General features: G+C 40.5%; 14 protein-coding genes. 12 read left to right on the top strand and 2 right to left on the bottom strand.

Translation table 11 applies throughout. The features are described 5' to 3' along the window. Nucleotides 1-2 precede the first annotated feature (2 nt). Nucleotides 3-563, bottom strand: a complete 561-nt coding sequence (locus BG00_RS00150) for a YajG family lipoprotein (protein WP_036979675.1) — start codon at nt 561-563, stop codon at nt 3-5. After that, on the bottom strand, nt 564-1712 hold the full coding sequence (locus BG00_RS00145; RefSeq protein WP_036979673.1) for a methyltransferase: 1149 nt from the start codon (nt 1710-1712) through the stop codon (nt 564-566). Nucleotides 1713-1755: 43 nt separating this feature from the next. Here BG00_RS00145 and BG00_RS00140 point away from each other — a divergent pair, with 43 nt between their 5' ends. From BG00_RS00140 to BG00_RS00085, 12 genes are all read left to right on the top strand, one after another. Next, the gene (locus tag BG00_RS00140) at nt 1756-2349 is read left to right on the top strand and encodes an alpha-ketoglutarate-dependent dioxygenase AlkB family protein (protein ID WP_036979672.1); all 594 of its coding nucleotides are present in this window, start codon (nt 1756-1758) and stop codon (nt 2347-2349) included. Nucleotides 2350-2786: 437 nt separating this feature from the next. Then, nucleotides 2787-3098 carry a BolA family protein gene (locus BG00_RS00135; protein ID WP_036979671.1) on the top strand — a complete coding sequence of 104 codons (312 nt, stop codon included), beginning with the start codon at nt 2787-2789 and terminating at the stop codon, nt 3096-3098. 108 nt (nt 3099-3206) lie between these two features. Then, nucleotides 3207-4400 (top strand): enoyl-ACP reductase FabV, encoded by a 1194-nt coding sequence (gene fabV, locus BG00_RS00130; protein ID WP_036979669.1) that lies wholly within the window; start codon nt 3207-3209, stop codon nt 4398-4400. Between the two features lie 355 nt (nt 4401-4755). After that, complete coding sequence (locus tag BG00_RS00125; RefSeq protein ID WP_036983299.1) at nt 4756-6099, top strand: Na(+)-translocating NADH-quinone reductase subunit A; 1344 nt, start codon at nt 4756-4758, stop codon at nt 6097-6099. Nucleotide 6100: 1 nt separating this feature from the next. Next, nucleotides 6101-7306 (top strand): NADH:ubiquinone reductase (Na(+)-transporting) subunit B, encoded by a 1206-nt coding sequence (locus BG00_RS00120; RefSeq protein ID WP_036979666.1) that lies wholly within the window; start codon nt 6101-6103, stop codon nt 7304-7306. After that, a complete protein-coding gene (locus BG00_RS00115; RefSeq protein ID WP_024601889.1) occupies nt 7299-8048 on the top strand; it encodes a Na(+)-translocating NADH-quinone reductase subunit C in 750 nt (249 codons plus the stop codon). The genes BG00_RS00120 and BG00_RS00115 overlap by 8 nt, the downstream gene beginning before the upstream one ends. Continuing rightward, the gene (locus tag BG00_RS00110; RefSeq protein ID WP_036979663.1) at nt 8048-8680 is read left to right on the top strand and encodes an NADH:ubiquinone reductase (Na(+)-transporting) subunit D; all 633 of its coding nucleotides are present in this window, start codon (nt 8048-8050) and stop codon (nt 8678-8680) included. Before BG00_RS00115 ends, BG00_RS00110 begins: the two co-directional genes overlap by 1 nt. Before the next feature lie 10 nt (nt 8681-8690). Beyond that, the gene (gene nqrE / locus BG00_RS00105; RefSeq protein WP_036979660.1) at nt 8691-9299 is read left to right on the top strand and encodes an NADH:ubiquinone reductase (Na(+)-transporting) subunit E; all 609 of its coding nucleotides are present in this window, start codon (nt 8691-8693) and stop codon (nt 9297-9299) included. 17 nt (nt 9300-9316) lie between these two features. Continuing rightward, on the top strand, nt 9317-10540 hold the full coding sequence (nqrF, locus tag BG00_RS00100; RefSeq protein WP_036979658.1) for an NADH:ubiquinone reductase (Na(+)-transporting) subunit F: 1224 nt from the start codon (nt 9317-9319) through the stop codon (nt 10538-10540). A gap of 140 nt (nt 10541-10680) precedes the next feature. Continuing rightward, on the top strand, nt 10681-11706 hold the full coding sequence (locus BG00_RS00095; protein ID WP_036979656.1) for an FAD:protein FMN transferase: 1026 nt from the start codon (nt 10681-10683) through the stop codon (nt 11704-11706). 97 nt (nt 11707-11803) lie between these two features. Then, complete coding sequence (gene nqrM, locus BG00_RS00090; protein ID WP_010391098.1) at nt 11804-12016, top strand: (Na+)-NQR maturation NqrM; 213 nt, start codon at nt 11804-11806, stop codon at nt 12014-12016. A 324-nt stretch (nt 12017-12340) separates the two neighbouring features. After that, on the top strand, nt 12341-12769 hold the full coding sequence (locus BG00_RS00085; RefSeq protein ID WP_013464351.1) for a hypothetical protein: 429 nt from the start codon (nt 12341-12343) through the stop codon (nt 12767-12769). Nucleotides 12770-12839 lie beyond the last annotated feature (70 nt).

Here is a 12839-nt window from a genome sequence, read left to right as displayed (position 1 = left end):
TATTAACCTTCTAAAAATGCAATTAATTCAGGGTCAGATACAATGCGGGTAATTAACTGCTCAGTCAACTTATTGAGCTGACCTTCAATTTTTGCTCTATCATGACCAAGTGGTCCAGATAAATTAGCATTACCGCTGTAGCGTTTACTAAAATTACTGGTCGGGCGAATCACCCGCACTTCAAATTCAATCTTGGCTTCACTGGTATGGCTCATTAGCTTTTCTGTAACTACCGCTTGCAGCGTGTGAATATCTAACTCAAAGCGCAATTGCGCTAAATTAGAAATGCTGGCGCCATTGCGACTAAGCGCACTGTCTAGTGCACTTTTAACTGACTCAGTAATACCCGTGCTGGCAATGGTTTTTGTTTTGCTCGATTCAATCAACTTTAAGGTTGCACTGTCACCACGTAAATCAATCACGCTGGTGTTTAAGCTGTTATTGATTGAGCTTATTTGACCACTTTTATACACAGGGTTAAGAATAAGTTGATTAGGCTGATTGGCACATCCCGAAAAAACCACTAAAGTACAACAGCTCAATAATATCTTTATGAGTTTCATTTATAACGTCCCACTATTTTTAGTTGCGCTGAGTACCACAAACTTTTTATTAGAGCCTAATAAAGTACAGTTACCAAACATACGGTTTAGTTTGCCATGATAATCTAAATGACGGTTGCCAATAATACGCAACTCGCCACCTTCTTTTAATGTGTCTTTTGCTTGTTTAAACATTTGCCATGCTATGTGGTCGGTAACCGCTTGTGCTTGGTGAAATGGCGGATTACACAATACAATATCAGCACTTTTACGTTCAAAGTCAGTTAAACAATCATTCTCTATAAAAGTACATTGTTCAAACTTGTCTTCCATGTTTAATTCAATGTTGAGTCGAGCTGATTCAACCGCCATATATGATTCATCAACAAAGCTAATATGAGCATTAGGACAGCGCGCTAATGTCATTAAACCAACCACGCCATTACCACAGCCTAAATCTATAATATTTTTGGCTTTATTTGTTTGTGGCAAATAATTGAAAAAGAAACGTGCGCCAATATCAAGTGAATCACGTGAAAACACATTGGCATGATTGCTTATTGTAAAATCAGTGCCTTCGAGTGGCCAGCTGACTGGGAAATCTGCGCCTTTATAACCGCCAGCGGCTTGGCTAATAATTAAGCGTGATTTTTTTACTGCGAGGCTTGTTTTCGTCTCACCAATAAAATCTTCAAATGCTTTTATAGTAGAGTTATGCACGTCTTTAGTTTTTGCTGCGCCAATAACCGGTGTACCGGGCGCCAGTACCTCGCTTAATTCAGATAACTGATATTGTAAAAAAGCCAATGTGCGTGGTACTTTTACCAACACTAGGTCTACTTGTTCGGGCAAAGCCGATAAACTATCAAGCTGGCTAAACGCAGTTGTTGCAATTTTGTTTTGCGCTAAGTTATGAGCCGCCGCCTGATGGCTAATGTAAGAGTCGTTTACTGAACAAACAGTTAATTGTTGTTTGCTAAAATAACAGCTAAGTGCACCAAAGCTGTCGTTTAAGATCAGTAACGAGCGACAATCAGGGTAGTGTTCATTAACATAGTCAATGAGGTATTCGTCTGCTGAATCCCACGCTTGTAAGCTGCGGTTTTTTTGATCCAAAGGAAAGCGTTCAAGAGTAAAGGTGTTATCGCCGAGCGTAGCTTGCGTAGTCATAATAGTTTAATGATCGGTAATCAAATGATAGGTAAATTCTAACATGCAACCGCCAAACGCCAACCCCCAACTGTTACCAAATGGCTTTTCTTATCAAAGTAGGGTGCTTAGTGCGCAAAAAAGCCTCGGTTTATTTTATTATTTGCAGCAAAACTTAAATTGGCAACAACCAAATATCACGGTGTTTGGCAAAACGGGGCCAATACCAAGGTTGCAATGTTTTATCAGCGAAGAGAATCTTGAGTACGGCTATTCTGGGCATAAACTCGATTTAGAGCCTTGGCCAGACGTATTACTTGCTATGCGAACACGTTTAGAAAATTACCTACAGCAACCGTTTAATTCAATTTTGGTTAATTACTATCGAGATGGCCACGATAGTATGGGCTGGCATAGCGATGATGAGGCGCAACTAGGGTCTGAGCCTACCATAGCCTGTGTATCGCTTGGCGCAGAGCGATTATTTAAACTTAAACACAAAGTAAGTAACAGCATTACTAACATTAAATTACAAAGTGGTAGCTGTTTAATAATGAGCGGCCAAAGCCAACAAAATTACCAACATGCATTGCCCAAACAAACAACGCTTAAACACCCTCGAATAAGTTTAACGTTTCGCTATATCAGGGTCTGTTGATCTTTGCGGATTATAATTTGTTCAAACTAGGAGCGGTTTAATCGCGGCGCGAGGTTTGTAACCTAGTGGGCTCGATAACTGCTCCTTCGTTATTCTACTGGCTTACATCCATGTAAGAATAAGTAAAAACCGAGCAAAGCTTACGCGTCCTGCTCACGCCCCTTACCTACATCCATGTAGGCAACAAAAGAGTAAATCGCCCCTAGGCAGAACCCGAAGGGCAGCGCCTGTTTGGCATTGATGCTGCGTTATCGCCTATTTATGGGGAATAACTACACCACATAAGCTCTGCCTTGCCTAAATACTAAACAGGTTGCTGCAGATTTAATCTTGAAAGGTCAACAGACTATAATAATAGTTTCAGTTAAATAGCATTAGCCATGGTATAGCCGCAGTTGTTATAGTAAGCCCATAACTGAATTTTGAGGATGGTTTTTATGTCAATGCAACAACAAATACGTAACAAGCTAGCCGATGCGATTGCGTGCAAGCATTTAAATGTGATCAACGAAAGCCATATGCACAGTGCAGGCACTGAATCACACTTTAAAGTGATTGTAGTTAGTCAGGAATTTGCTGGTAAGCGATTATTGCAGCGTCATCGTGAAATTAACGAAATTTTAAAAGATGAGCTGGCAAATCATATTCATGCGCTTGCGATGCACACTTATACTCCTGAGGAATTTACAGAGCACGACGGCGAAGCGCCGCAGTCACCTAATTGCATGGGCGGCTCAAAAGTTGGATAACAGGTATAGTGAATTGGTTTGAGCAGTGAGTAACTGATCAGATCAGTTTTTTTTGTTTTAGCCTTTAAACTAGCGCTAATTTTTATTGTAAAAGATATAGGATGATCAATGGTCATTAAGCCTAAAATTCGCGGATTTATCTGCACCAATGCACACCCAGTAGGCTGTGCAAAGCATGTACAAGAACAAATTAATTATGTTAAGCAGCAAGGGGCGTTAAAAAATGCACCTAAAAATGTATTAGTTATTGGTGCGTCTACAGGTTATGGCCTAGCGTCTCGCATTACCGCTGCATTTGGTGGTGGCGCTAAAACATTAGGTGTTTTCTTTGAAAAAGAAGGCACTGAGCGTAAAACAGGCTCTGCGGGTTGGTATAATACGGCGGCGTTTCAAGCAGCCGCTGAAGCTGAAGGTTTATGGTCAAAAAATATTAATGGTGATGCGTTTTCTAACGAAATTAAACAAAAAGCAATCGACACCATTAAAGCTGAATTAGGTAAAGTTGACTGTATTATTTACAGCTTAGCGTCACCTCGTCGTACTGATCCAAATACCGGCGAAGTGTTTTCTTCAACGCTTAAGCCAATTGGTAATGCGGTAACCACTAAAAACTTGAATACGTCAAAGCGTGAAATTGATGAAGTAACTGTTGAAGCGGCAAACCAAGACGATATCGACAACACCATTAAAGTAATGGGTGGCGAAGATTGGGAAATGTGGATTGACGCACTTAAGAACGCTGATGTATTAGCAGATAACTTTAAAACCACAGCTTACACTTATATTGGTAAAGAACTAACGTGGCCAATTTACGGTCATGCAACAATTGGTAAAGCCAAAGAAGATTTAGACCGTGCCACTGCTGCTATTAAAGCTGCTACCCAAGATTTAAATGGTGAAGCCTACGTTTCATCGCTTAATGCGGTTGTTACTCAAGCAAGCTCTGCAATTCCAATCATGCCACTTTATATTTCTGCCTTATTTAAAGTGATGAAGGCTGATGGCACGTATGAAGGCACCATTGAGCAAATTCATGCGCTATTTAGTGAGAACTTATATGGTGATTCACCTCGCTTTGATGAGGGCGGGCATTTATTCCAAAACTACAAAGAGCTGGAAGATGATGTTCAATCTCGCGTTCAAGCCATTTGGGATAGTGTAGATACAAACTCAATTGATGAGTTAACCGATTATATTGGTTACCATAATGAATTTTTACGCTTGTTTGGTTTTGGTATTGACGCGGTTGATTATGAACAAGATGTAAATCCTGTTGCACCTATTGCTAATATGATTGACTAACTTGTCGCTGATAACGCATTTTTGAAAAAGTCGCCTTGTGCGGCTTTTTTGTTTTTTAGCTTTGATTTAAAAAAATATTTGCTAATTGTTGGCTAATTTACCACTTTGGTCTAGCTTGTATTTTATTAATTGTTAATTACAAAACTAAATAAACGTTTCTCTCGTATAATTTTCATAAATACACTCGCATAGTCAGCCACAATAATGTTAAAATCAAAGCAATATGTGAGGAGTTTTACTGCGCTGCTTGTTTGGTATTTTTAGCGAGTCATTTTATATAGCTTGCAATAATACAAATAGCGGCGTGGTTGGTACGATTTTTCAGTTTCTTTCCGTTAATGTAGTGCAAGTGCGTATGATCAATATAAAAAAAGGTCTGGATTTACCCTTAGAGGGCGCACCTCAGCAAGTTATTCATGATGGTTCTGCCGTCAAACGTGTAGCTGTGCTAGGTGAAGAGTTTATCGGTATGCGTCCAACCATGCATGTTCGTGTGGATGACCAAGTCAAAAAAGGCCAGGTACTTTTTGAAGATAAAAAGAACCCAGGCGTATTATTTACTGCACCAGCTTCTGGTACAGTAAAAGAAATTAATCGCGGTGCTAAACGTGTTCTGCAATCTGTTGTTATTGAAGTAAACGGCAGTGAGCAAATCACCTTTGGTTCTTTCTCGGAAACTGAGCTTAACAGCTTAGATCGTGAAAAAGCTAAAGAAGTACTAGTTCAATCGGGTCAATGGGTAGCACTTCGTGCTCGTCCATTTAGTAAAGTAGCAGCGTTGGATGCAAATCCGAGCTCTATTTTTGTGACAGCTATCGATACCAATCCACTTGCTGCAGATCCTGCAGTAATTATTGCTGAAAATGCGAAAGCATTTGAAGCAGGTTTGGCTGTTGTGTCACGTTTAACCGATGGCAAAGTATTTGTTTGTAAGCAAGCAGGTAGTCAAGTTCCTAGTTCACCTATTGCTCAAGTAGAAGTGCATGAGTTTGGTGGCGTGCATCCGGCTGGCCTTGTTGGCACTCATATCCATTACCTTGACCCAGTATCTGCTAGTAAGCAAGTTTGGCACATTGGTTACCAAGACGTTATTGCGTATGGTCACCTTTTCCTTACTGGTGAAATTTACACAGACCGTGTTGTTTCTCTCGCAGGTCCACGCGTTAAAAATCCTCGTTTAGTGAAAACACAATTAGGTGCTTCACTTGATGACTTAGTGGCAGGCGAATTAGAAGACGGTGATAACCGTGTTATTTCTGGTTCTGTACTTGCCGGTGCTACGTCGTCTGGTGTTCATGCATTCTTAGGTCGTTACCATGTTCAAGTATCTGTTTTACTTGAAGGTCGCGAAAAAGAATTTTTTGGCTGGATTGCACCAGGTAGTGATAAATTCTCTGTAACGCGTACATTCTTGTCTCACCTTACACCGAGTCGTTTATTTAAAATGACAACGTCTACGGGCGGTTCAAAACGTGCCATGGTTCCACTTGGAAGCTATGAGCGTGTTATGCCACTTGATATTTTGCCAACGCTTTTATTACGTGACTTATTGTCTCGTGATTTAGATAGTGCAATTTCATTAGGTGCGCTTGAATTAGATGAAGAAGATTTAGCGTTATGCACCTTCGTTTGTCCTGGCAAATACGAGTACGGCGCAGCCCTACGCGATTGCTTAACTACGATCGAGAAGGAAGGCTAAAATGGGCTTAAAAACTTTCTTAGAAGATATCGAACCGCATTTTGAACCAGGTGGTAAGCATGAGAAATGGTACGCGCTGTATGAAGCCGCTGCGACTATTTTTTACACGCCAGGTTACGTAAACAAAGGTTCAACTCACGTTCGTGATAACATTGACCTAAAACGCATGATGATTTTAGTGTGGATGGCGACGTTCCCTGCCATGTTCTTTGGTATGTTCAATATTGGTCATCAAGCGGCAATCGCGCTTGGTAATGGTTTTGAACTAGCTAACATTTGGCAAGTAGGTTTATTCCAGTTATTAGGCGGTGAGTTAACCGTTGATGCTGGTTGGGGCGCAAAAATGTTCTACGGAGCATGTTTCTTCCTACCTATTTATGCAACAACCTTTATTGTCGGTGGTTTTTGGGAAGTATTGTTTGCTTCTGTGCGTAAGCATGAAGTAAATGAAGGTTTCTTCGTAACCTCTGTATTATTTGCATTAATCCTGCCTGCAACGATTCCTTTATGGCAAGTTGCGCTAGGTATTACTTTTGGTGTAGTTATCGCAAAAGAAATATTTGGTGGTACAGGTCGTAACTTCTTAAACCCTGCGCTTGCTGGTCGTGCGTTTTTATTCTTCGCATACCCTGCACAAATTTCAGGTGACACAGTATGGACTGCCGTAGATTCATTCTCTGGCGCGACTATGCTTGGTCAAGCGTTTGCTGGTACGTTAAATTACGCGACTGATATTGAGCTTTGGTGGAATGCGTTTTACGGATTCATTCAAGGTTCTATGGGCGAAACGTCTACACTAGCAGTGCTTATTGGTGGTTTATTCCTAATTTATGTACGTATCGCGTCTTGGCGTATCGTGCTAGGTGTATTCCTAGGTATGGTAGTAACCTCATCAATACTAAATACTATTGGTTCTGAAACCAATGCTATGTTTGCTATGCCTTGGTATTGGCATATGGTATTAGGTGGTTTTGCATTCGGTATGTTCTTTATGGCAACTGACCCTGTATCTGCTGCATTTACTGATAAAGGTAAATTAGCATACGGTGCGCTTATTGGCTTTATGGTAGTTATGATCCGTGTAGTAAACCCTGCATACCCAGAGGGCATCATGCTAGCAATCTTGTTTGCTAACTTGTTTGCACCTTTATTCGATCACTTTGTAGTGCAAGCTAATATCAAGCGGAGGTTGGCACGTAATGTCTAGTAATAACGAATCAATTGGCAAAACGCTAGCTGTTGTTGTCTCATTATGTTTAGTGTGTGCAGTTATTGTGTCGCTAACGTCTGTGCAACTTCGCCCTCTGCAAAAAGCAAATAAAGCAAAAGATATTCAAAGTAATATCTTAGCTGCTGCTGGTATTGGTAAAGTTGATAACGTTGCCGAAACGTTTGAAGCTAAAATCGAAACTCGCTTTGTTGATATGCAAAGTGGTGAGTTTGCTGAGCCGGTAGAAGATTTCGACTTTGAAAAAAGCAAATACGATGCTGATTTAAGTAAATCTTTAAAAGAGAATGGGATTAAGGACATCGCAGGTATTCAACGTATTACCAAACGTGCGCCTGTTTACATCTCTAAAAAAGACGATGGCTCTACTGATGCAATCATCCTTCCTATTCAGGGTTATGGTTTATGGGGTTTAATGTACGGTTTTATCTCGCTTGAAAGCGATGGCGAAACTATTAAAGACATTATTTTCTACAAACATAACGAAACACCTGGTTTAGGTGGTGAAATTCAAAACCCACAGTGGACTGCAACGTGGGAAGGTAAAGAGTTACCAATCCAAATCGTTAAAGGGACTGCAGCCGGTGATGAGCACAAGATCGACGGTCTTTCAGGTGCTACATTAACGTCTAATGGTGTTGACCATGCAGTTGACTTTTGGACTGGCGAAAATGGCTTTGGCCCTTTCCTTGCGAAAGTACGTAAAGGAGCATTGAACTAATGGCTGATACTAAAGAAATGAAGGCGGTCCTATTCGGTCCAGTTTTCGCTAACAACCCAATCGCATTACAAGTACTTGGTATTTGTTCTGCGCTAGCGGTAACGTCTAGCTTAAAAAATGCATTAATCATGTCAATCGCATTGACCTTGGTAACTGCATTCTCTAGCCTTTTTATCTCGACTATTCGTAACCATATCCCATCATCAGTACGTATCATCGTACAGATGACGATTATTGCATCATTAGTAATCGTGGTTGACCAAGTACTACAAGCTTTCTCTTACGCTACGGCAAAAGAGTTATCAGTATTCGTTGGTCTAATCATTACTAACTGTATTGTAATGGGTCGTGCTGAAGCGTACGCAATGAAGTCGCCACCACTTATGTCATTCTTAGATGGTATTGGTAATGGTTTAGGCTACTCAGTGGTATTACTTACTGTTGGTTTCATTCGTGAGCTATTTGGTAAGGGAACACTATTCGGTGTTGATATTATTCCATTAGTACAAAATGGTGGTTGGTACCAACCTATGGGTCTATTGATCTTACCACCGAGTGCATTCTTCATTATTGGTTTATTCATTTGGGTACTTCGTACTTATAAGAAAGATCAAGTAGAAGCTAAAGCGTAAGGGGCGATAAGTGGAACATTATATTAGTTTATTTGTAAAAGCCGTTTTTATTGAAAACTTAGCGTTAGCTTTCTTCCTAGGTATGTGTACTTTCTTAGCCGTGTCTAAAAAAGTAACTACATCAATTGGTCTAGGGGTAGCGGTTATTGTTGTATTAGGTATTTCAGTACCGGTTAATAACTTGGTTTACCATGCGGTACTTGCACCGGGTGCATTAGAGTGGCTTGGTTACCCAGAAGCGGATCTTAGCTTTTTACGTTTCTTAACGTTCATTGGTGTTATTGCTGCACTGGTGCAAATTCTTGAAATGGCATTAGATAAGTTCTTCCCACCGCTGTACAACGCATTAGGTATTTTCCTACCACTAATCACAGTTAACTGTGCAATTTTTGGTGCGGTATCATTCATGGTTGAGCGTAACTATAACTTCGGCGAGTCTGTTGTTTATGGTATTGGCGCTGGTGTGGGTTGGGCGCTTGCAATTACATTACTTGCAGGTATCCGTGAGAAAATGAAGTATTCAGACGTACCAGATGGTTTACGTGGTCTAGGTATTACCTTTATCACTGTTGGCTTGATGGGTCTTGGCTTTATGTCATTCTCTGGTATTTCACTGTAATAATAGCGAGGTCAATCATGGATATTTTCTTAGGCGTTGGTGTTTTTATCGCTATCGTTGTAATACTAGTTTTAATCATCATTGGTGCTAAATCTAAGCTAGTTGCAAGCGGTGACATCATCATCGGTATTAATGGCGATCCAGACAAAGCCATTAAAACATCAGCAGGTAGTAAGCTATTAGGTGCACTATCTGAGTCAGGTATTTTCGTATCTTCTGCATGTGGTGGCGGTGGCTCTTGTGGTCAGTGTCGCGTTCACATTAAAGAAGGTGGCGGTGATATTCTGCCAACTGAACTTGACCACATCTCTAAAGGTGAGGCACGTGAAGGTTGTCGTTTAGCGTGTCAGGTTAATGTTAAAAATGACATGGAAATTGAACTTGAAGAGTCAATTTTCGGTGTTAAAAAATGGGATTGTGAAGTTATCTCTAACGATAACAAAGCAACGTTCATCAAAGAACTTAAGCTACAAATTCCAGATGGCGAGTCAGTGCCGTTCCGTGCGGGTGGTTACATCCAAATCGAAGCGCCAGCTCACCATGTTAAATACGCTGATTTCGATATTCCTGAAGAGTATCGTGGCGATTGGAACCATTTTGGTTTCTTCGACCTGGAGTCAAAAGTAGACGAAGAAACAATTCGTGCTTACTCAATGGCTAACTATCCAGAAGAAGAAGGCATTATTATGCTTAACGTGCGTATCGCTACGCCGCCGCCAAGAAACTTGAGCCTACCATGTGGTAAAATGTCTTCGTATATTTGGTCACTTAAAGAAGGCGATAAAGTAACTATTTCTGGTCCATTTGGTGAGTTCTTCGCTAAAGACACAGACGCTGAAATGGTATTCGTAGGTGGTGGTGCAGGTATGGCACCAATGCGTTCACATATCTTTGACCAACTTAAGCGTTTAAACTCTAAGCGTAAAATTAGTTTCTGGTATGGTGCGCGTTCTAAGCGTGAAATGTTCTATGTTGAAGATTTTGACGGCCTAGCTGAGCAAAACGAAAACTTCGTCTGGCACACAGCGCTTTCAGATCCGCAACCAGAAGATAACTGGGAAGGCTACACAGGCTTTATCCATAACGTGTTATTTGAGAACTATCTTAAAGATCACGAAGCGCCTGAAGATTGTGAGTTCTACATGTGTGGTCCTCCAATGATGAATGCGGCAGTTATCTCTATGCTTAAAGATTTAGGTGTAGAAGACGAAAACATCTTATTAGATGATTTCGGTGGCTAATACCCAAACTAAATAAATTTAGTTAAAATACCAGCCTCATAGCACTAAGTGTTATGAGGCTTTTTTATATCAACTGACTGAGTTTGGCTTTACCGCTGATTTTAGTTGATACTCTATTTAACCTTTATAAGTAGGCTATTATGAATCGATTAAGCACAGTTAAAGGCGTGGTAGCCTTATTTTTAATCATATCCACGTTACTTATTACCGGTTGTGGCAATTCACAACACAACGAAGAAGCTTACCTTGAAGGTAAAACGATGGGGACAACTTACCACATCAAGTTTTACGCTGATCAAGTGGACCCTCAAGCAGTACAAGCAGAAATAGATGCGGTTTTAGTTGATATTAACCAGTCTATGTCGACCTATATTGAGGATTCAGAAATAAACACCTTTAACCGTTTAGGTGCTAATCAAGTAATGCCAATTAGTGATGATTTTAGAGCGGTTATTGCAGAATCTATACGAATTGGTGATTCAACTAAAACACTCGATGTGACTATGGGACCGCTAATTGATTTATGGGGGTTTGGTCCTGATAAAAAACCAACAAAACGCCCAACGGATGAAGCACTGGCAAATATGGTCAGTAACATTGGTATAGATAAGCTGGTCCTTAATGAGCAAGGGTTAGCTAAAACAGTTGCTGATTTAGAGTTGTCGTTTTCAGCTACAGCAAAAGGCTATGGTATTGATAAAGTGGCTGAGCTATTACAAAGCAAAGGCATTACAGATTACATGGTTGAGATTGGCGGGGAGCTACGTATTGCTGGTACAAAACCAGACAATCAAGCATGGCGAATAGCAATTGAACAACCTGATGCAAATCCGGGCGAGCGCAAAGTACACCGCGTATTAACACCGGGTAATAATGGCATTGCCACCTCAGGCGATTATAGAATATTTTATACTATGGATGGCGAAACCTATACGCATCTCATTGATCCAATGTCAGGCATGCCGATTAAGCACGACTTAGTCTCTGTTACTGTTTTACACCCAAGTGCAATGACGGCGGACGGTTTAGCGACTGCTTTAACGGTAATGGGCATGGAAAAGGCACAACGTTATGCGCAGCAGCATGATTTACCTGTGTATTTAATTGCGAAATCGGCACAGGGGTTAGTCACCTATTCAAGCCCTGCGTTTAAGCCTTATTTATAGTCTTTAGGTTTATATCCTTATCATGAGGGTATATAATGCAATGAGCTCAGATATGATGTTTGGGCTCATTTTATTGCTGAACAATAGGGGCTAAGCAATGTCACTTTTTTTTCTAACCTTTGGCTTACTTATTTTAATTGTCGCTGCAATGGCGATAGGCATGATAGTACAAAGAAAATCGATGGCGAGTAGCTGCGGAGGCCTAGGCTCTGTAGGTATTGATAAAGCATGTGATTGCGATGATCCATGTGATAAACGCAAAAAGCGTCTAGCCAAAGAGCAAGTATGGAAAGAAAACCAAATTCTTTAAATAGGGTATCCCTGTTTAAACAAAAAACCTCTCGTAGCTCACTACGGGAGGTTTTTTATTTATATCGGCATAAATAAATCACCAGCCGATAAAATAATCGTGTTTTTATCTTGAACAGAAAATTCTCTTTGTTATACTCATGCCCGAACTTTCAGTAAGTTTTGAAAGTTCTATTGATGCGGATCAAAACTAGCTTGGCAAAATAATGCTAATGCGTTGAGACTGTATTTCATGTCACTGTATAAGGCTTTACGGCTGCAACCTTTTTTGTTGCCACGGTGTATACCTAATTTTGTTATTAGTCATTTTAATAGGTTAATGTTTTTGAACTCACTTTCTTTGTTTCATACCAGCGCTTTGCTTACCTTAGGTAAGTCAGTGTTGCATGAGCGCTTTAAAAAAGCGAAAAAGGGCGTGAGTGTGGCTGTAACATTATTAGTTTTTAATGTCGTTATGTTGCTTAGTGGCGCTATTGAGGATGCCTTTAGGCTTGAAGCATTGGTCAGTGATGGCTTTTTTATAGAGCCATTATTACTGACAATTGCCGAATTTTTAGCTCATCCCATCTTATCGTGTCAGTTACTTATTGGCCTTTGTTGGCTCTTGTTCCACATGTTTCCAGCGCGTCGTGCTGGGATAATCCTCCGTAAAGCAGCCTTTGCTTTTAGCGAGGCTAAAGTTCAGCAACCCGTGCAAGCTGCGCATGGTTGTCGTGCTCCACCTAGCTTTACAGGTTGTCTGTTTACCCATTAATTTTATGGGTATAGGTTACACCTGTGGTATCTAATTATTTATTCTTGCTGTAAATAACGATTACTTTCAT

Source organism: Pseudoalteromonas sp. SCSIO_11900 (genome assembly GCF_000576475.1).
Classification (GTDB): Bacteria; Pseudomonadota; Gammaproteobacteria; order Enterobacterales; family Alteromonadaceae; genus Pseudoalteromonas; species Pseudoalteromonas tetraodonis.
This window is presented reverse-complemented; position numbering and strand designations above follow the sequence as displayed.